Source organism: Amycolatopsis sp. NPDC003865, from assembly GCF_053605345.1.
The window spans coordinates 364,260-383,923 of sequence record NZ_JBSGJA010000001.1; the positions used below are offsets into that span (position 1 = coordinate 364,260).

A 19,664-nucleotide genomic window follows, 5' to 3' on the forward strand; every position below is an offset into this window, starting at 1 on the left:
CAGGAAAGCGGTGAAAGTGCGGAACGGGCGAACCGGTCGGCGCGAGGTGGCGGAGGAGTTCTCCCGGCGGCCGGCGCGTCACCGAGTTTTGCGATCCGCGCCCGGGGTGACAACCCTTACCCGCCGCCGCGGCAACCCGTAGCGCCCGGGTTAAGGGTCCGGCCGGACCGCCTTAGGGGTGCCCGCCGCGCGCGGACGGCGGTTGGCTGTCGGCGGGGTCCACGGGACACGGGGGACGGTGCGATGACCGAAGCACAGGTGGCGATCCTGCTCTGCGACCTCGCGCTGATCGTCGTGCTCGCGCGGCTCGCCGGCCGGCTGGCGCGGGTGCTGGGGCAGCCCGCGGTCATCGGCGAGATCGTCGCCGGGATCCTGGCCGGGCCCAGCCTGTTCCACGGCGCGGTCGCGAACACGCTCTTCCCGGTGGGCATCCGCCCGCACCTGACCGGGCTCGCCTCCGTCGGGCTGGTGCTGTTCATGTTCGCGGTCGGCCTCGAGTTCGACCACGAGCGGTTGCGGGGGTCGGGCCGGGTCGCCGTCGCGACCGCGCTCGGCGCCCTGCTCCTGCCACTGGTGCTCGGGTGCGGCCTCGCGCTCGTGCTCGCCGGCCGCCACCACCCCGGTGACCGGCTGGGCTTCGTCCTGTTCATCGGCGTGGCCCTGTCGATCACCGCTTTTCCCGTGCTGGCGCGGATCCTGACCGACCGGGGGATGAACCGGACGCTGCTCGGCACGATCGCGCTGTCGGCCGCGGCGGTGTGCGACCTGGCGGCCTGGACGATGCTGGCCGCCGTGCAGGCGCTCGCCGGTGGCACGGGCGCGCCCCACTGGCTGGTGCTGCTGGTGCTCCCGTTCGGCGGCTTGCTGTTCTTCGGCGTCCGCCCCGCGCTGCGCCGGCTGCTGACCCGGCGGGCCGGCGCGCACCCGAACTACGGCCACTACGCGATCGTCCTGGCCGGCCTGCTGGTCTCCGCCGCGATGACCCAGCTCGCCGGGCTCCACTACGTCTTCGGCGCGTTCCTGTTCGGGCTGGCGATGCCCCGGCGCGGCACGGCGAAGGTCCGCGAAGACCTCCTGCACCGCGCCCAGGCCACCACCGCGCTGCTGCTGCCGGTCTACTTCATCGTCGCCGGGCTGAACGTCGACCTCTCGCACGTCGGCGCCGGCGGGTGGCTCGAACTCGCCGCGATCATCGCGGTCGCCGTCACCGGCAAGTTCGCCGGCACCTTCACCGGCGCCAGGACCCAGGGCCTGTCGACGCGCCGTTCGGCGGTCCTCGCCACGCTGATGAACACCCGCGGGCTGACCGAGCTGATCGCGCTCGGCGTCGGCCTCCAGATCGGCGTGCTCGACCGCGACCTCTACTCGCTGATGGTCGTGATGGCGGTCGTCACCACCGCGATGTCCGGGCCGCTGCTGCGCCTGCTGGCCGGCCGCGAGGACCACGACCCCGTCGTGGAACCGCGTCACTCACTGCCGACGACGTCGAACTGAAGGTCCGCCGGCAGGTCCATCCGCCGGTTCACCCGCAGTTTCCGGTAGGCGCGGGTGAGGTGCTGCTCGACGGTGCTGACCGTGATGAACAGCTCGGCGGCGATGTCCCGGTTCGTCCGCCCCCGGGCGGCCAGGCTGGCGACCTTGCGCTCGGCGTCGCTCAGCGCGCTGATGCTCTCCGCGACGCGCGGGCCGCCCTTGCTGCCGGATTCCGGCGGCAGCAAGGCATCCAGGCCCGCCGCGCCGAGCTCGGCGAGCACGGGCTCGGCCTTGATCTCGCAAGCCAGGTCGTGCGCGCGGACGGCCGCGGCCCCGGCCTCGTCGCGGTCACCGGCCGCGAGGAACTCGCGGCCGGAGGCGACCAGCGCCCGCGCGAGCTCGTAGCGGTCGCCGCACGCGTCGAACAGCTCGACGGCGTCGGTGAGCAAGCACCGCCGGACGCCGGCGTCGGGCTCGGTCTCGGCGAGGATGCGGAGGGCGAGCCCGCGGGCCCGTGAGCCGTCGACGGTGTGCCGGTGCAGCTGTTCGGTAGCGAGCTCGCGCGCCGCGCCGGGTTCGCCCCGGCGCAGGTGGGCTTCCGCCGCGTCCGTGCGCCACGGCACGACGCTCGCCAGGTCGATCCCCCACTCCCGCATCAGCTCGCCGCAGTGGCGGAAGTCCGCCAGTGCCGCCGCGGTGTGCCCGGTGGCGAGCGAGAGGTGGCCGCGCGCGGCGAGCAGGTGCAGGCCGTACCGGGTCTGGAACGTGGCGGTCAGGATGTCCTGCTCCAGCAGTTTCGCGCCCTCTTCGTACCGGCCGGACGCGGTGAGGGCCCGCAGCAGCGCGCCCACGGGGGCCCCGACGGCGGCGCCCCAGCCGCGCGGCCGGATGAACGTCAGCGCCGCCCGCGCGTGGTACTCCGCGCCCGGCAGGTCGCCGCGGCGCAGGTCGACCTCGGCCCGGATCGCGGCGAAGACCGCGCGCCAGCTCGGGACCTGGCGGGCCCCGGCGTCGGCGAGCAGCCGCTCGCACCACGACGCCGCCGCCTCGGTGTGATCCCCGTAGATCAGGGCCAGCAGCGCCGCCTGGAGGGTGTCGAGGTTCGCGTCGCTCATCGCCGTGCCGGCCAGCAGCTGCTCGGCGCGGCGGCCGTCGTCGTCCGGCGCCTCCTGCCGCAGCACCGCCGCGAGCAGGGTGTTGGCGTTGGTCTTCACCACCGTGGTCGACGGCGAGTGCTCGGTGTTCTCCTCCGCGAGCTGCCGGGTGTGCCCGGTCAGCGCCGGGTAGGTGTGGCTCAGGCGCAGGTGCGTCAGCCGCAGTTCGGCGGACGTCTCGGCGTCGTTCCGGTCGGCGGCGAGCTGGTCGAGCGCGGCCACGGCGTCGTCGAAGCGGCCGTACCACAGCAGGGAGCGGATCAGCGCCGCGGCGTGGCGGCCCCGCAGCGTGCCGCGGCGCAGCGCGTCCACCAGCGCCGGGTAGTACCGCGCGGCCAGCACCGGGTCGGCGCGCCACTTGGCCAGCGCCAGCTTCATGGTGATCACCGCACGCCGGTCTTCGTCTTCGCAGAGGCGCAGGGCGAGCTTGAGCGCTTCGGTCGCGATCGGCAGCCGGTCGTCGGCGAGTGCCTCGTCCGCGGCTTCCTCGAGCACCGGGACCACCCACGGCTCCCGCACCGGCGGCGCCGCGAGCAGGTGACCCGCCACCGTCGTCGCCGGTACGCCGTCGCCGTGGAGCAGCTCGGCCGCGGACCGGTGCAGCGCCGACCGGTCGCCCGGCGACATGCCGTGCCGGACGGCCGCCGCGGCGGCCGGGTGGCGGAAGCGGTTTCCGCTCAGCAGCCCCGTTTCGGTGAGGACGGCGACCAGCTGGGCGACCGACGCGGTGTCGATGCCGAGCAGCTGCCCGAGCAGCCGCGGCGACGCGCAGTCCCCCAGCAGCGCGAACCCGCGGGCGACCCCGCGCGCTTCCCGGCCGTAGGAGTCGATCAAGCCCGTGACGGCGGCCTCGAACGCCGCCCCCGCCGTCGGCGGCGAGCCGGGCCGGTCGGCCTCGCCGCGGTCGCGGAGCAGGCTCATGAGGAGCTTCGGGTTCCCGCCGGTCGCCTCGTGGTGATCGGCGGCCCAGGCCCGCGCCGTGGCCGCGTCGTCGCGCCGGGCCAGCAGCCGTTCGGTGTCGGCGAGCGACAGCGGCGCCAGGCGCAGCGCGTGGAAGTGCGGCAGGCGCGCCAGTTCGGCGTGCACGGCGCCGCGGCCGGCGTGCGGGTGCTCGAGTTCGCTCAGCACCAGGGAAACGCGGTTCCCCGGCAGCCGCCGGGCGAAGTGCAGCAGGCAGTCCGTCGACGCGTCGTCGGCGTAGCCGAGGTCGTCGACCAGGATCGTGACCGGGCTCGATTCCGACAGCGCCAGCAGTGCGGTCCACATGCCGCGCATCGCCTCGGCCCAGACCGAGTCGCCCTGCGCGCCGCGACCGCGGTCGAGTCCCGGTGCCGTCTCCACGCCTTCGTCGAGGGCGTGGAAGAGCCGCTCCAGCCCGGCCTGGCCCGCGGGACAGCTTTGCAGCAACTGTCCCACCACACCCAGGCGCAGCGGCCGCTCGGCCACGCTCGCCGTCGCCCGCAGTACCAGGCCGCCCCGGCGGGTGACCTGCTCGGCGTGCGCCGCGAGGACGGCGCTGCGGCCGAGCCCCGCGTGCCCGGACACCACGGCCACGGAGCCCCGGCCCCGGCGGGCCTGGTCGAACAATTCCCCCAACTGGCCGAGGACGCCGTCCTCCACAGTGTTCCGCATGCGATGTCCCCCCGGCTCGCACAATGATCCCCGGATGATCGGAGAATCCAGAAGAATTCGGAATGTGCGCGTCGACGCTGACGGACAAGATTTCACCGTAGCACGGGCTCGAAGGCCCGGTCAAAGCCGTTGACCTGCGTCAAACATCGGTATGAATCCGCTTTCGCGCGCAATTCCCGTTCGGACGCCGGTCGCCCGTCGCGGGCCCGGCGCCGACCGGAATGCCCCCGGGCACGGTCCCGCGCCCGGCGTCGAGTGGCTCCACCCCCTGTACTCGCAAGGACACTCCCTGCGTCGGATCCCCTCGAGACCGATCTTAACGCAAAACGGCGGCACCGTGTGCCGGTCCCACCACCTCGCGGACCGTGATCAACTGACCGGACACCGGCGAAGTTGGTCAACCTTGTTCCGGGTTAATGTCGAAGAACGGCGCCGAATTCACCGGGAAATAGCCGGGAACGGCGGCGACGCCGAATTGCCGGTGCCCGGAACGGCGTTTGCCGGACCGGGCACCGGCACCGCTCAGCCCGCGGGGAGGACGCGGCCGCGGACCTCGCCGAACGCGATGCGCTCGCCGTTCGCGCCCGGGGCCGTCGCCGTGATCACCACCTCGTCGCCGTCCTCCAGGAAGCTGCGCTGCTCGCCGTTGACCGTCACCGGCTCCCGGCCGCCCCAGCTCAGCTCCAGGAACGCGCCGCGCTGGTGCTTCTCCGGGCCCGAAATCGTGCCCGAGCCGTAGAGGTCGCCGGTGCGGGCGGACGCGCCGTTGACCGTCAGGTGGGCCAGCATCTGGGCGGGCGACCAGTACATCTCGCGGTACGGCGGCCGGCTGACCTCCTGGCCGTTCCACTCGACCGACAGCTCGATGTCCAACCCCCACGGGCGGCTTTCCCGAAGGTACGGCAGCGGTTCCGGGTCCTGGCCGGGCAGCGGGGTCCGCGCGGCCTCCAGCGCGAGGACCGGGACCACCCACGCCGAGATCGACGTCGCGAAGCTCTTGCCCAGGTTCGGGCCCAGCGGCACGTACTCCCACGCCTGGATGTCGCGGGCGGACCAGTCGTTGAGCAGCACCGCCCCGAACACGTGCCGCGGGAAGTCGTCCGGGGCGATCGGGGTGTTCAACGGTGTGCCCGTGCCGACGACGAACCCCAGTTCCGCCTCGATGTCCAGGCGGGTGCTCGGGCCGAACACCGGCGCCGGGTCGCCCTTGCGCTGGCCGCTCGGGCGGACGATGTCCGTGCCCGAGACCAGCACGGTGCCGGACCGCCCGTGGTAGCCGACCGGCAGGTGCTTCCAGTTGGGCAGCAACGGTTCCGCGTCCGGCCGGAACAGCCGCCCGACGTTCGACGCGTGGTGCTCGGACGCGTAGAAGTCGACGTAGTCCGCGACCTCGATCGGCAGGTGCAGGGTGACGTCGGCGACCGCGTGCACGGCGTCGTCCGGGACCTCGCCCGCGACGAGCGCGGTGATCCGCTCGCGGACGGCCACCCAGCGGTCGTAGCCCTGCGCCATGAACGGGTTCAGCGCCGGCGCGGCGAAGACGTCGTCGCCCAGGGCGCGGGCCAGGTCGAGCACCGAGTCCCCGACGCGGACGCCCACGCGCGGGGCGTCGCCGCCGACCGAGAACACGCCGTAGGGCAGGTTCGCGGTGCCGAACGGGGAACCGGCGGGGATGTCGATCGTGGTCATGCCTCTCCTCGGGGCAGCAGGCCGAGGCCGGCCAGCTCGGTCAGGGGGTCGCTGATGCTGCAGGTGCCGAACGACGTGAACCGCGTCCGGACGCCGTCGTCGAGGTCCCGGACCAGCCCCGCGACGACGGCGCCGTCCCGCTCGGCCAGGTGCGCCTCGGCGTGGTCGGGGTCGCCGGCCGCGAGCAGCAGGTTGAGGAAGCCGTGCTGCTCGAACCCGGTTGCGGGATCGGTGTTGCGCAGCGCGTGGTGCAACCCCGCGGTCGCCTTGAACGGGACGCCGGCGTCGACGGCGGCGCAGATCGCGGCGGCCAGCTCGGCCTCGGACGGGTACAGGTCGGCGCGGACGCCCCCGGTCCGGAACTTGGCCCGGTGCCCGGTCCCGGCGAGGGCCTGCAGCAGCGGGACGCGCCGGTCGTCGCGCGGGATCTCGACGTACACCGGGGCGGTCGCGCCCGCGACGGCGTCGAGGACCTCGTCCGGTCCCATCCCGTCCGGCACCGCGACTTCCAGCGCCCGCAGGTCCACCGGCAGGTCCGGCACGGCGGCGAGCACCCCGGCCAGCTGGGCGGGACCACCGGGCAGCGTCACCGCGACCGGCAGCGGGGCCGAGCGCGGCCGGAGCAGGTCGCCCAGCGCGTCGAGCGCCGGAGCGGCGAGCACCAGCGGGCCGACGAGGCCGGCGTACCAGGCGTTCGTGTACTCGTCGTGCGCGGCGACCGCGTCCGGCAGGGGCGCCAGGCCGGGCGGGAACACCGCGGCGTCATCGCACAGCCCGGCGAAGAGCTCGGGGATCACGCGACCGGCCCCCGTCCGGACCAGGTCCACGCGTAGCCGGGGTCTTCGCTCGCCAGACCGCCCTCGCCGAGTTCGAGCGGGCGGAACGTGTCGACCATGACGGCCAGCTCGTCGAAGAACTCCGCGCCGAGCGACCGCTCGACGGCGCCGGGCTGCGGGCCGTGGCTGTGCCCGCCGGGGTGCAGGCTGATCGAGCCCTGGCCGATCCCGGATCCCTTGCGGGCCTCGTAGTTCCCGCCGCAGTAGAACATGACCTCGTCGGAGTCCACATTGGAGTGGTAGTACGGCACCGGCACGGCCAGGGGGTGGTAGTCGACCTTGCGCGGCACGAAGTTGCAGATGACGAAGTTGTGGCCCTCGAACACCTGGTGCACGGGCGGCGGCTGGTGCACGCGCCCGGTGATGGGTTCGAAGTCGGCGATGTTGAACGTGTAGGGGTAGAGGAACCCGTCCCAGCCGACGACGTCGAACGGGTGCGCCGGGTAGACGTACCGGGTGCCGGTGATGCCGCGCGAGCCGCGGTGCTTGACCAGTACTTCGACGTCCTCGCCCTCGGCGAGCAGCGGCTCCTCGGGCCCGTGCAGGTCGCGCTCGCAGTAGGGCGCGTGCTCCAGCAGCTGCCCGAAGCGGGACAGGTACCGCTTCGGCGGGGTGATGTGCGAGTTCGCCTCGACAACGTAGGCGCGCAGGGGCTCGTCGCCGGTGGGAACCCAGCGGTGGGTCGTCGCGCGCGGCAGGATGACGTAGTCGCCTTGCCGGGCTTCCAGCAGGCCGAACACGGTCTCGACGCGTGCCTCGCCGGCCTCGACGTAGACGCATTCGTCGCCGACGGCGTTGCGGTAGAGCGGAGAGGCCTCGCCCGCGACGACGTAGGAGATCCGGACGTCCCCGTTGCCGAGGACGAGCCGCCGCCCGGTGACGACGTCGGCGCTCTTGTAGTCGTTGCCCGGGAACAGTTCGTGCAGCTTCAGGTGGCGCGGGACCAGCGGGCGGTTTTCGGTGAGCGACTGGTCCGGCAGCTCCCACGGGGTCGCGTCGACGATCGCCGAGGGCACGCCGCGGTGGTAGAGCAGCGAGGAGTCCGACGAGAAGCCCTCCTCGCCCATCAGCTCCTCGTGGTAGAGCCCGCCTTCGGGCGTGCGGTGCTGGGTGTGCCGCTTCGGCGGGATGGTCCCCGCTCGGCGGTAGTACGCCATGGTCGCCTCCTGACCGTTCCGCTCAATATAGTTCAGACTTTTACTACCTTCAACGCCGCCGCAGGGCCGCTCAGCGCCGGCTGCGGGTGTCGGCCGCGGTACGGCTGGTGATCAGCTTGCCCAGCAGCATCACCAGGATCCGCTGTTCTTCCTCGGTGAGGGCGTCCGTCCAGCCGAACTCGCGCTCGTTGTGCTCGCGGAACACCGAGACCATCTCGCGGTGGCCGGCGTCGGTCAGCGAAAGCCGGACCGACCGGCCGTCGCGCTCGTCGGGGGCGCGATCGAGCAGGCCGTCCCCGACCAGCGTCTTGACCAGGTTCGACACGGCGGCCCGGCTCATCCCGGTCAACCGGGCGGCGGCCGACGGGTCCAGCGGCCCGGCCAGCCAGACCACGAACAGCAGCCGGAACCCCGACCACGACCGCCCCCGCGGCCGGTGCACGGCGGCCTCGAGGTCATAGGTGACGAGGTCCGACGCCCGGTTCAGGGTCAGCAGCACCTCGGTGGCCAGCTGGTGCCGGAAGCCGTACTCCGTAGCGAGCCGGCGGTTGGCCAGCTCGACGAACGACCAGAAGTCCAGCTCCACATCCATAGCCCCGCAGCCTAGCAACTAGTAAAACTCGAAACTAGTTTCACGAGCGCGGCACGGAAACCGCCGAACGCCACCCAGCTGAACCGCGAGGGCCCTCGAAACCCCGCACCCAGAGGAGCCCAGGCCCCCCGCAACCCCGATCCGAAGCCAGAACACGGCCGGCCGCGCCGGGTCAAGGCACGCTTTCCCGCCTTGACCCGGCGCTGCCGGCCGTAGTCACAATGACAGCTTCGGGGTTGCGGAGCACAAACCACTCACGACCGGCTACGAGCCAAAGTCTCCGAAAGAGCATGAGCCTCCCGCAACAACAAGGCACCCAGCTGCGGAACCCGGTCCGCCCCGAATCGGTGCTCCACGCCGGTCAAGGTCAACGCCCACCGGGGCGAACCGGCCTGATCGAAGACCGCGGCAGCCAGCCCCCAGCTCCCTTCCACGACGAGCCCCGGATTCACCGAGTACCCCCGCCGGCGGGTCAAGGCGATGTGCCGGCGGATCTCCCCGGCCTCGTGCTGCGGCCCGTACTCCGCCGCCGGATCGACCCGGGCCAGGTACTCGTCGATCTCCCGGTCCGGCAGATGAGCCAGCACGACCATCCCGGCCGAAACAACCCCCAGCGGAAACCGGGCCCCCTCGAAAAGGACATGGCTGCGAATCGGGAACGCGCCGTCCTCACGAATCAGGCAGATCGTCTCTTCCCCGCGCCGAGCGGAAAAGAACGCGCTCTCGCCGGTGGCCACCGCCAACCGCCGAACGACCGGCAGCGCGGCCTCGGTGACGTCGTACCGCCGGGCCGCGGCCACCCCGAGGAAGTACAGCTCGGGCCCCAGCACCCACCGATCGGTGCCGGGCGACCGCTCGACCATCCCCACGCCCTGCAGCGACGTCAGCAACCGGTGCACGGTCGGCCGCGGCAGCCCGGCGTCCCGCGCGACGGCGGTCGTCGTCGCGCCACCGGGCTCGTGCGCCGCGACGGCGCGCAGCGCCCGGTGGGTCCGCCCGACCAGATCCGCAGGTGCGTCCACTCAGTGAACACTACCTTATCGAAGCAGACCACCAGACGAACAATCCGCAGGTGCAACGCGTTCACTGATTGACCGCGACCGAGCCACCGTCGTCTGATGGCCGGCATGGACAAAGTGTTCGCTTCCGCCGGGGAAGCCGTCGCCGACATCCCCGACGGCGCCACCCTCGCCGTCGGCGGGTTCGGGATGTGCGGGGTCCCCGCCGTGCTCGTCCAAGCGCTCTTCGAGGCCGGGACCACGGACCTCGAGGTCGTGTCGAACAACGCCGGTGTCGACGGCTGGGGCCTCGGGATCCTGCTCGGCGCGGGCCGCCTCCGGCGCGTGGTCGCCTCCTACGTCGGGGAGAACAAGGAGTTCGCGCGCCAGTACCTGGCCGGCGAGCTGGAGGTCGAGCTGACGCCGCAGGGCACGCTCGCCGAGCGGCTGCGGGCCGGCGGCTCCGGCATCCCCGCGTTCTTCACCGCCACCGGCGTCGGCACCCAGGTCGCCGACGGCGGCCTGCCGTGGCGGTACGCCGCCGACGGCACCGTCGCCAAGGCGAGCCCGGCGAAGCAGAAGCAGACGTTCGACGACCACGAGTACGTCCTCGAGCGGGCGATCGTCGCCGACTTCGGCCTGGTCCGCGCCTGGCGCGGCGACCGGCACGGCAACCTCGTCTTCAAGGACGCCGCCCGCAACTTCAACCCGCTGGCCGCGATGGCCGGCCGGGTCACCGTCGCCGAGGTGGAGGAACTGGTCGAGCCCGGCGAGCTGAACCCGAACGACGTCCACCTGCCCGGCGCGTTCGTCCACCGCGTGGTGGCGCTGACCCCCGCGCAGGCCGCGGACAAGCCGATCGAAAAGCGCACCGTGCGCATCGCCGAGGAGGGCGTCTGAGATGGCCTGGACCCGCCACCGGATGGCCGCCCGCGCCGCCGCGGAGCTGCGCGACGGCGACTACGTCAACCTCGGGATCGGCCTGCCGACCCTGGTGCCCAACTACGTCCCCGACGACGTCGAGCTCGTCCTGCAGTCGGAGAACGGCATCCTCGGCGTCGGCCCCTACCCGGCCGAGGACGAGGTCGACGCCGACCTGATCAACGCGGGCAAGGAGACCGTCACCGTCCGCAGGGGCGCGTCGTTCTTCGACTCGGCGACCTCGTTCGGGATGATCCGCGGCGGCAAGATCGACGCCGCCGTCCTCGGCGCGATGCAGGTCTCCGCCGCCGGCGACCTCGCGAACTGGATGATCCCCGGCAAGATGGTCAAGGGCATGGGCGGCGCGATGGACCTGGTCCACGGCGCGAAGAAGGTCATCGTCCTGATGGAGCACGTCGCCCGCGACGGCTCGCCCAAGATCCTCGGCGAGTGCACGCTGCCCTACACCGGCCGCCGCGTCGTCCAGCGGATCATCACGGACCTGTGCGTCCTCGACGTCACGCCGGCCGGGCTCCAGCTGGTCGAGCTCGCTCCCGACGTCGAGTTCGACGAGGTCCGGGCGAAGACCGGGGCGCCGCTCAATCACTGATTGAATCACTGCTTGAACGCCGGCCCGCACAGTGGTGTACTCGGCGGATGGCGGAAACGCTCGACTCGACGCGGGACCGGCTGCTGGCCACGGCCGAACGGCTGCTGCTGGACGCCGGCTACGACCGGGTGTCCGTCCGGTCGATCTGCACGGCGGCCGGGCTCAACCCGGCCGCCGTCCACTATCACTTCGGCTCGAAGGACGCGCTGGTCGCGGCGATGCTGGAGGACCGGCTGGCGCCCGTCTGGCGGGACGTGCTCGGCGACGTCGAGCGCCGTCGGCGGGAGGGCTGGGTACCCGCCGCGGCGGACCTGGCCGACGCCGTGCTGGAGCCGCTGGCCGGGCTCGCGGCCGACCCGGTCGGCCACCTCCGGCTGCACCTGCTCGCCCGGGTTCTCCTTTCCGGGCAACGCATGCACTGGCGGTCACCCTGGTTCGGCCTCGACCCGTGGGTGGAGCTGCTGCGCGCGGCCCGGCCGGACCTGACCGCCGAGCAGGCGGCCGCCCGGTGGACCCTCGCGTTCCAGCTGCTGCTGCAGGTCTTCGGGACACCCGCCGCGAAGGCCCCCCGGCCGCCGGGGCTCCCGCTCGCCGCGGTGCGGTCGTTCGTCGTCGCCGGGCTGGACGCGCCGTGAGCGCGCCCGACGTGTTCGCCCCGGCCCGGCTGGGCCCGGTCGAGCTGCGCAACCGCGTCATCAAGGCCGCCACCTTCGAAGGCCGCACGCCGGACGCGCTCGTCACCGACGAGCTGATCGAGTACCACCTCCGGCCGGCCCGCGGCGGCGTCGGGATGACCACGCTGGCCTACTGCGCGGTGTCGCCGGACGGCCGCACGGACCGCCACCAGATCTGGATGCGGCCCGAAGCCGTGCCCGGGCTGCGCCGCTTCACCGACGCGATCCACGCCGAAGGGGCGGCGGCCTGCGCTCAGATCGGGCACGCGGGGCCGGTGGCGAACGCGGCGTCGAACCGGCTGCCCGCGCTGTCGCCGACCCGCCGGTTCAGCCCGCTCGGGATGCGCCCGACGCGCGCGCCCACCCCCGCGGACCTCGACCGCGTCGTCGAAGCCCACGCGACCGCGGCCCGCACCGCCCTCGAGTCCGGCTTCGACGCGGTGGAAATCCACTTCGGACACAACTACCTCGTGAGCGCGTTCCTCAGCCCACGCCTCAACCACCGCACCGACTCCTACGGCGGCAGCCTCGCCAACCGCGCACGCCTGGCACTGGCGATCGCCCGGGCGGTGCGGGCCGCGGTCGGCGACCGCCTGGCGATCACCGCCAAGCTGAACATGGACGACGGTGTCCGCGGCGGCTTCCGGCCGGCCGAAAGCATCGAGGTGGCCCGGTGGCTGGAGGCCGACGGCACGGTCGACGCGCTGGAGCTGACCGCGGGGAGTTCACTGCTCAACCCGATGTACCTGTTCACCGGCGACGCCCCGGTCCGCGACTTCGCGGCGGCGTTCCCCCAGCCTGCCCGGCTGGGCCTGCGCCTCGGCGGCCGGTTCTTCCTGCGCGAGTACCCGTTCCGCGAGGCGTACCTGCTCGACCGGGCCCGCCGGTTCCGCGCCGCGCTGGACCTGCCCCTGATCCTGCTCGGCGGGATCACGACGGTCGAGACGATGAACCTGGCGATGGCGGAGGGGTTCGCGTTCGTCGCCATGGCCCGGGCGTTGCTGCGCGAACCCGACCTGGTGCACCGCATGCAGGCGGACGCGGACGCCCGGGGCCTGTGCATCCACTGCAACCGCTGCATGCCGACCATCTACCACGGGACGCGGTGCGTGCTCACCGAACCGTGAGGGCTCGGGGACGCATCGCCGCGAGCAGCACGACAAACGTTGCCCAACGTGCGTCGAAGGCGATTACGACGAGGTCGTCGGAGAACCCACCACCAGATCGAGATCCGAGGTGAGTGTGAGCAAAGACCGCCCCACTCCCGACGACCAGGAACACCAGCGGACAAGGAGAGATCGGCTGCCCGCAATTCGATCTGGCAAAGACTCCCCCAGGTAACGTTCCGATGGCGGTATCGACACTGGTTCCTCTTCTTTGTAGTCGATTTTGACTGCGGGACGACTCCGGCAGTGACCACTGCCAAGGAGGCCACCCATGAGAAGAGTATTTCTTCTTCCTCCTGTTATCGGCTGGGTCGCGCTCCTCCTGGCGCCGATACCCGCGCACGCGGCATCGGGCGTGGAGATCCGCGACACCCCGGACGGAAAGCCGACTTCGACCGTCCTGATCGAGATCCCGCGGGGTGGCACCGAGGCGAGCCGGACCGTTTTCCTCGCTTCTGCGGATCCAGGTCCGTTGACCATGACCACGACCGTGTCCACCGCCGACACGAGAATCACCAACCCGGTCACCGATCAGGTGGTCACAATGCCCGGTGGAGGCAAGGCGGTTCCGCTCCGGATCTCCGTCGAAAACGTCGTCCTCCCGGGTGAGCGAGCCGGAACTCTGCTGTTCTCGTCAGGCGGGACAGCGATAGGTTTGGCCGAAATCAAGATCACCAAGCCCGCGACACCCAGTCTCGTTATCGAGCGAATCTCCCCAGCCGCGGCGACGATGCCGTGGGGATTCCGCCCCGCCACCGTCGACCTGCACCTCCAACTGCACGAAACCAGTGGCTATCCGGTCACCCTCAGCCATCCGGCCCTGCTTTCCCTGGTGAACGACACGGACGGGGCGCAGACGCAGTACTCGTCTCTCGAAGTGCTCGGGAACCCCGAAGACCTCGTCATCCAGGGTGGACAGCGGCAGGAAGTCATCGTCCGAGTGACCGAGGTAGCTTCACCGGCAAAGTACAGCGCTCAGCTCGGCGTCGTCACCACGGCGGGCGACGACGCCGTCGTACCGATCTCGTTCACGGTCGCCCGCCCATGGTGGCTCGCAGCAGCACTGATCGCCATCGGCGTGGCGCTTTCCGGGTTCGTGCGCTACTTCATGACCAGCAAACAGGCACTCGGTCAGCGATTGCAGTTACAGCTACTGAGCGAAGACCCCGACGCACTTCTGGACCAGTTCGAACCACTGCGCGACTCCGAGAAGGGCGTCGTCGGCGTCGTCCGTTCTCAAGTCGGAGATCTGTCGCGGAAGATGGCCGTGGGGATACTCCCGAAGAACGAACAGCTCGACGGAGCGGCGGCGAAGATCAGGATCCTGCCGCGATACCTTTCCGCTCATCGAAAATCGGAAGATGCCGGAACACATCCAGCCGAACTGGATACGGTGGAAACCTACCTACGCGCGTCGCTCGACGACTCCAAGCTCGCTTCCTTGTGCAACGACGCCAAGGCCGCCCTCGATGAGGGTTCCAGAAAATTCGTGGCAGCCCGGATCGAAGCGATCAAACTCGAACCCGGTGCCACTCCCGCCGCAGCTGAGACGCACACCCAAGCCGCCCGGAAAGCAGCCGAGAGAGGCAACTTCGTCCGCGCGCAGGATGAACTCGAGGCCGCTCATCGCGTCGTCGCCAGCGACAAGCTGAAGCACCTGGTCGAGGCCAACCCGCCAGTCGGGATCAACGAGGCCGACTGGCGGGCGCTCCAGATGCGGACGATGAGTGCACTCGAAGACGACGGGCTGCGCGGCGCGACGCGTGACTATCTACTGCTGGTAACGGCCGGTCTGAGTAAAGAAGTCAGCGGCAAGCTCTCCGCCCTCCAAACAAACCCGACGCTGGCGGCGGCTTTCGAACCGGTCGTCTCTTCGCTCGCCGAAGCTCAAACCGCTCTTGCGAGCGACAACATCGCGAAGGCGACCGAGCACTACGACCAAGCAAGAACCGCCTACTCCGCCGCTGTCGACGGGCGCGGCGTCCAGCCGGACAGCGGGAGGACGGCCGTGGTTGCCCTCGCCCCTGCCGCACCGCCGACGGTGCCGCCCCCGGTTCCCGCGGTTCTCGGACCCGCGTGGCCCGCCAAGAAGATCCGGCGCCGTCAGAGAGCCATGGGCGCGGTCGTCACTTTGATGCTCACGGTCGTCGCGGTGCTCCTGGGCCTGCAAATCCTCTACCTGCCCGAACCAGCCTGGGGCACGCCGGGACAACTCCTGATCGCGGTCCTGTGGGGACTGGGCCTGCATCCTGTCGGCGGTGCCGTCTTCGGTGGTCTGCAGGGTCTGCGCGACCGATTCACCGGCTCGACGTCGCCGTCCACTTCGACTGGGGAACAACCGTGACCTCGGCCGGCTCGATCCACGTCGCCGAGACGCACGACGGCAATGGCGCAGGAACCTACACCCGCCCATCCGTGTGCACACGCTCATCTTCGGGGAGCTGCAGTGCAGGTCAGTCACAGCTGTCACGTGAAGGTCTGCCTGGCCCTGGCCCAGGCGCTGAAGCTGGCCGCGTTACCGAAATCCAGAGCATGGCGGTGATCGCGCCGACGGCGAGCGTCAGGGAACGGAGGCGGCCGAGCGCGCAGTTGACTCGACCTCCGCTACCGCCCCAGCCGGTGCGCGGGCCATCCGGCATCCGCCCGTCACCGCCACCGGCAGGAATCCCGCCACGCGGTCGGTCTGCCGGCCTCCGGCTCAGCCGACCAGCCGCGGGAACAGCTCGCGGATACCCGCGCGGAAGTCGTCCAGTGCCCCGGCCGTCGCCGAAAGGTGGCGCAGCAGGGCTTGCTGGAACAAGCCGTCGAACAGCGCGTACGCCTCCGAAGGCGAGCAGTTCGGCTCGGCACCGGCCAGTTCGGCGTATGCCGAGACATTGCGCCAGATCATGTCCTGCAGGCCTTCGTCGATCTCCGCCACGTCGGCGCGGAACGCCTCCTCGAACATCGACTGCGTGCGCAGGTCGTACCAGAGGCGGTGCATCAGCGGGGCTTCTTCGAGTGCCGCCGCCAGCCCGTCGGCGCACGCCGCGGCGAGGGCCGCCGGCGTGTCGGCGGACCCGACGCCGCCCTCGTACCGCTGCACGCACGCCTCCTTGTAGCGGCGCACGCAGTAGGTGATCAGCTCGACCTTGTCGGCGAAGTAGTAGTGCAGCAGGCCGTGCGAAAACTTCGTGTGCTCGGCGATCGTGCGCAGGCTCGTGCGGGCGTAGCCGAGGTCGGCCAGTGCGAGCAACGCCGCGTCGGCCAGTTCCCGGCGGCGGTCCTCGAACTTGTCGGCTCGCCTCACGGCGGGTGCGCTGGACACCGGCCGAACATACCATCGAGCACTTCTCTGACCAATCGTCCAAGAAAATCTTGACATTCGTCCAAACGGCGGCCAAGGTCGTCACCAGCCGCCGGCGGAGTTCGGAGGGGACGACGATGTCTCTGTTCTTCTACCTGGAAAAAGGCGCCTCCCTGGACCCCGGGGCGCCCTGCCTCACCCTCGACGGGGTCTCCCGCTCCTACGGCGAGGTGGTCGAGCTCGCCGAAGCCGTCGCCCGTGCTTTGCGCCGGTCGGGGGTCGCCCCCGGGGACAAGGTCGGCATCCTCTCGGCCAACGACGCGACGGCGTTCACCTGCGTCTTCGGCATCTCCCGGGCGGGCGCGGTGTGGTGCCCGATCAACCCGCGCAACGCCGCCGGCGAGAACGCCGAGCTGCTGGACCTCTTCGACTGCACCACGCTGGTCTTCCAGCCCGCCTTCGAAGACCTGGTGCGCAAGATCGCCCCGCGGCTGCCGAAGCTGACGACGCTCGTCCGCCTCGGCGCGGGCGACGACTTCGCCCCGGGCTTCGACGACTGGCTCGGCGCCGCGCGCGACGATCCGCCCGCCGCGGCCGCCCAGCCCGGCGACGTCGTCGCCCTCGTCGGCACCGGCGGCACGACCGGGCGCCCCAAGGGCGTCATGCTCACCGACCGCAACCTCGAGGTCATGTCGGCGATCACGCTGATGAGCTACCCCTTCGAGGGGCGCCCGGTGTACCTGGCGCTCGCCCCGCTGACCCACGCCGCCGGCGTCCTGTGCTTCCCGGTCCTCGCCCGCGGCGGCGAGGTCGTGATCATGCCCAAGCCCGACGTCGGCCGGTTCCTGGAGCTCATCGAACGCCACCGCGTCACCCACACGTTCCTGCCACCGACGCTCATCTACCTGGTGCTCGGCCACGACGCCCTGGACACCACGGACCTCTCGTCGCTGCAGTGCTTCTGGTACGGCGCGGCGCCGATGTCGGTCACCCGGCTCACCGAAGCCCTCGACCGCATCGGGCCGATGGCGCAGCTGTTCGGCCAGTCCGAGGCCCCGATGATGATCTCGACGATGTCGCCCGCCGAGCACCGGCACGCCGACGGCACCGTCCACACGGGACGGCTGGCCTCGGCCGGCCGCCCGTCGCCGCTGGTCACGGTGGCGATCCTCGACGACGACGGAAACCTCTTGCCGCAAGGGGAACGCGGCGAGATCTGCGTGCGCGGCTCGCTGGTGATGGCGGGCTACTACCGCGACCCCGAGGCCACGGCGGAGGCGTCCGCGCACGGCTGGCACCACACCGGCGACATCGGGTTCCTCGACGGCGAAGGCTTCCTCCACATCGTCGACCGCGCCAAGGACATGGTCATCACCGGCGGGTTCAACGTCTACTCCGCCGAGGTCGAACAGGCCGTGCTGGCCCACGACGCCGTCCGCGACTGCGCCGTGATCGGCCTGCCCGACGACAAGTGGGGCGAACGCGTCACCGCGGTCGTCCAGCTGAGACCCGGCGCCGAGCTGGACACCGGCGAGCTGATCGCGTTCGTCAAGGACCGCATCGGCAGCGTCAAGGCGCCCAAGCAGATCGAAGTCTGGCCCGAGCTCCCGCGCAGCACCGTCGGCAAGGTCCTGAAGGCCGACATCCGCACGACCCTCACCACCCAGCTGGAAGGAACACGATGAAACTCGCCCTGTACCTGCCGAACTTCCGCGACAAGGTGACCGTGCGCGAACTCGAGGACCTGACTGCCCTGGCCGAGGACCTCGACTTCGACTCCGTTTGGACGCTCGACCGGATCATCGTGCCGGAGACGTCGGACACCGAGGAGATGCAGTACGCCTTCGGCATGATCGAGGGCTTCCCCAAGGGTCTGCCGGTCAGCTCGCGGGGCGAGTTCCTGCAGGGCATGCCGCTCATCCCGTGGCTCGCGGCCAAGACGTCGAAGGTGCGGATCGGGATGAGCATCATCGACACGCCCTACCGCTCCCCCGGCGTGCTCGCCGCGGAGCTGGCCACCATCGACCACCTGTCGGGTGGCCGGCTGAACGTCGCGGTCGGCTCCGGCTGGATGCCCGAGGAGTTCGCCGCCGCGAGCGCGTCGCACATCTTCCCCAAGCGGCACAAGCACGTCCGCGAAACCCTGGAGATCATGCAGGGCATCTGGACCAACGACCTGTTCGAGTACCACGGCGAGTTCGCCGACTTCCAGCGCAGCGGGTTCGGCGCGAAGCCGGTGCAGAAGCCGCACCCGCCGATCTTCTTCAGCGGTCTCAAGGACGCCAAGCGCTCGGCCGCGCGCATCGCGAAGTACGGCCTGTCCGGCTGGATCGGCATCCAGGACTCCCCCGACGACATCAAGCGGTGGCGCACCGAGATCCAGCGCGAGCTGGAGGCCCTCGACACCCCGCGCTCGGTCGACGACCTGGAGATCTCCAGCATGATCTGGTTCGTCATCACCGACCAGGACATGGACCAGTCGCCGATGGGCAAGGGCACGAACCTGCTGGTCGGGTCGGAAGGGCAGATCACCGACCAGCTCAAGCGGTACCGCGAAGCCGGGCTGACGATGCCGTTCCTGTGGCCGCCGTTCCAGGACGTCCCGGTTGCCAAGACGCTCGACGACATGAAGCGTCTCAAGGAAGAGATCCTGCCCAAGATCGAAGCGATGTGAGAGGAACCAGCATGTCCGAACTCGAGGGAAAGCGCGTCTTCGTCACCGGCTCCGGCGCGGGCATCGGCAAGGCGATCGCGGCGCTGTTCACCGAACGCGGCGCCCGGGTCGTGGTCAGCGATATGAACGCCGACGCGGCCAAGCAGGCGGCCGACGAGATCGGCGCCGCCGGGGTCGCCAACTGCGACGTCACCGACGAAGGCCAGGTCCAGGCGGCCATCCAGCAGGCGGTCGACCTCCTCGGCGGGCTCGACGTCCTGGTCAACAACGCCGGCATCGAGGTGTCGTCGCCGCTGCTGCAGCAGTCGACCGAGAGCTTCGACAAGATCTTCGCGGTCAACGTGCGCGGCACGTTCGTGGCGATGAAGGCGGCGACCCCGCACCTGGTGGAGTCGAAGGGCAACATCGTCAACATCGCGTCGATCGCGGGCATCGGCGGCAGCCCGCTGCTCGGGTCGTACTGCGCGACCAAGGCCGCGGTCATCCAGCTGACCCGCGTCGCGGCGGTCGAGATGCGCCCGGCCGGGATCCGCGTCAACGCGGTGTGCCCGGGCTTCGCCGACACGGCCATGGTCGAGCGCCTGGTCCCCGACTTCGAGGCGGCGACGCAGGTCCCGTTCGGCGACCTCGTGGCGGCGAAGCAGGGCCGGCTGGGCACCCCGCAGGACATCGCGGAGGTGGCGGCGTTCCTGGCGTCCGACCGCGCGAGCTGGGTCACCGGCAGCCACTACGTCCTCGACGGCGGCCTGACGGCGTCGCTGGTGTGAGGAACCGGCCGGCGGGCCATGCCCCGGCCCGCCGG

The 19,664-nt window shown here is 71.2% G+C and carries 16 protein-coding genes; 9 read left to right on the top strand and 7 right to left on the bottom strand.

Going from position 1 to position 19,664, the window contains the following annotated elements; genetic code table 11:
• Positions 1-243: 243 nt before the first annotated feature.
• Complete coding sequence (locus tag ACWEVP_RS01715) at positions 244-1,494, top strand: cation:proton antiporter (RefSeq protein ID WP_452060704.1); 1,251 nt, start codon at positions 244-246, stop codon at positions 1,492-1,494.
• Here the strand turns inward: ACWEVP_RS01715 and ACWEVP_RS01720 are convergent.
• The 6 genes from ACWEVP_RS01720 to ACWEVP_RS01745 form a co-directional block, all read right to left on the bottom strand.
• On the bottom strand, positions 1,467-4,259 hold the full coding sequence (locus ACWEVP_RS01720; RefSeq protein ID WP_452060705.1) for an AAA family ATPase: 2,793 nt from the start codon (positions 4,257-4,259) through the stop codon (positions 1,467-1,469). The two genes, ACWEVP_RS01715 and ACWEVP_RS01720, sit on opposite strands and share 28 nt — an antisense overlap.
• Positions 4,260-4,781: 522 nt before the next feature.
• Positions 4,782-5,948, bottom strand: coding sequence for a fumarylacetoacetase (gene fahA, locus ACWEVP_RS01725; protein ID WP_452060706.1), 1,167 nt, complete (start codon positions 5,946-5,948; stop codon positions 4,782-4,784).
• Complete coding sequence (locus ACWEVP_RS01730) at positions 5,945-6,775, bottom strand: hypothetical protein (protein ID WP_452060707.1); 831 nt, start codon at positions 6,773-6,775, stop codon at positions 5,945-5,947. The genes fahA and ACWEVP_RS01730 overlap by 4 nt, the downstream gene beginning before the upstream one ends.
• Positions 6,742-7,941, bottom strand: a complete 1,200-nt coding sequence (locus ACWEVP_RS01735; RefSeq protein ID WP_452060708.1) for a cupin domain-containing protein — start codon at positions 7,939-7,941, stop codon at positions 6,742-6,744. Before ACWEVP_RS01735 ends, ACWEVP_RS01730 begins: the two co-directional genes overlap by 34 nt.
• Positions 7,942-8,011: 70 nt before the next feature.
• On the bottom strand, positions 8,012-8,533 hold the full coding sequence (locus ACWEVP_RS01740; protein WP_452060709.1) for a MarR family winged helix-turn-helix transcriptional regulator: 522 nt from the start codon (positions 8,531-8,533) through the stop codon (positions 8,012-8,014).
• A gap of 254 nt (positions 8,534-8,787) precedes the next feature.
• Complete coding sequence (locus ACWEVP_RS01745; RefSeq protein WP_452060710.1) at positions 8,788-9,555, bottom strand: IclR family transcriptional regulator; 768 nt, start codon at positions 9,553-9,555, stop codon at positions 8,788-8,790.
• Between the two features lie 105 nt (positions 9,556-9,660).
• Here ACWEVP_RS01745 and ACWEVP_RS01750 point away from each other — a divergent pair, with 105 nt between their 5' ends.
• The 5 genes from ACWEVP_RS01750 to ACWEVP_RS01770 all read left to right on the top strand — a co-directional run bounded on the left by ACWEVP_RS01750 (position 9,661) and on the right by ACWEVP_RS01770 (position 15,246).
• Positions 9,661-10,431 (top strand): CoA transferase subunit A, encoded by a 771-nt coding sequence (locus ACWEVP_RS01750; protein ID WP_452060711.1) that lies wholly within the window; start codon positions 9,661-9,663, stop codon positions 10,429-10,431.
• Between the two features lies 1 nt (position 10,432).
• Positions 10,433-11,062 (top strand): 3-oxoacid CoA-transferase subunit B, encoded by a 630-nt coding sequence (locus tag ACWEVP_RS01755; RefSeq protein WP_452060712.1) that lies wholly within the window; start codon positions 10,433-10,435, stop codon positions 11,060-11,062.
• A gap of 47 nt (positions 11,063-11,109) precedes the next feature.
• A complete protein-coding gene (locus ACWEVP_RS01760) occupies positions 11,110-11,697 on the top strand; it encodes a TetR/AcrR family transcriptional regulator (RefSeq protein WP_452060713.1) in 588 nt (195 codons plus the stop codon).
• The gene (locus tag ACWEVP_RS01765) at positions 11,694-12,863 is read left to right on the top strand and encodes an NADH:flavin oxidoreductase (protein WP_452060714.1); all 1,170 of its coding nucleotides are present in this window, start codon (positions 11,694-11,696) and stop codon (positions 12,861-12,863) included. Before ACWEVP_RS01760 ends, ACWEVP_RS01765 begins: the two co-directional genes overlap by 4 nt.
• Positions 12,864-13,173: 310 nt before the next feature.
• Positions 13,174-15,246 (top strand): hypothetical protein, encoded by a 2,073-nt coding sequence (locus ACWEVP_RS01770; RefSeq protein ID WP_452060715.1) that lies wholly within the window; start codon positions 13,174-13,176, stop codon positions 15,244-15,246.
• A 354-nt stretch (positions 15,247-15,600) separates the two neighbouring features.
• Here the strand turns inward: ACWEVP_RS01770 and ACWEVP_RS01775 are convergent, their stop codons facing one another.
• The gene (locus ACWEVP_RS01775; protein WP_452060716.1) at positions 15,601-16,209 is read right to left on the bottom strand and encodes a TetR/AcrR family transcriptional regulator; all 609 of its coding nucleotides are present in this window, start codon (positions 16,207-16,209) and stop codon (positions 15,601-15,603) included.
• Positions 16,210-16,325: 116 nt separating this feature from the next.
• Here ACWEVP_RS01775 and ACWEVP_RS01780 point away from each other — a divergent pair, with 116 nt between their 5' ends.
• Genes ACWEVP_RS01780 through ACWEVP_RS01790 form a run of 3 tightly spaced genes read left to right on the top strand, consistent with a single transcriptional unit; the run spans position 16,326 to position 19,629 of the window.
• Positions 16,326-17,873, top strand: a complete 1,548-nt coding sequence (locus ACWEVP_RS01780; RefSeq protein WP_452060717.1) for an acyl-CoA synthetase — start codon at positions 16,326-16,328, stop codon at positions 17,871-17,873.
• A complete protein-coding gene (locus ACWEVP_RS01785) occupies positions 17,870-18,862 on the top strand; it encodes an LLM class flavin-dependent oxidoreductase (RefSeq protein WP_452060718.1) in 993 nt (330 codons plus the stop codon). Before ACWEVP_RS01780 ends, ACWEVP_RS01785 begins: the two co-directional genes overlap by 4 nt.
• Before the next feature lie 11 nt (positions 18,863-18,873).
• Entirely contained in the window at positions 18,874-19,629 is a 756-nt protein-coding gene (locus tag ACWEVP_RS01790) for an SDR family NAD(P)-dependent oxidoreductase (RefSeq protein ID WP_452060719.1), read from the top strand.
• Positions 19,630-19,664: the final 35 nt, after the last annotated feature.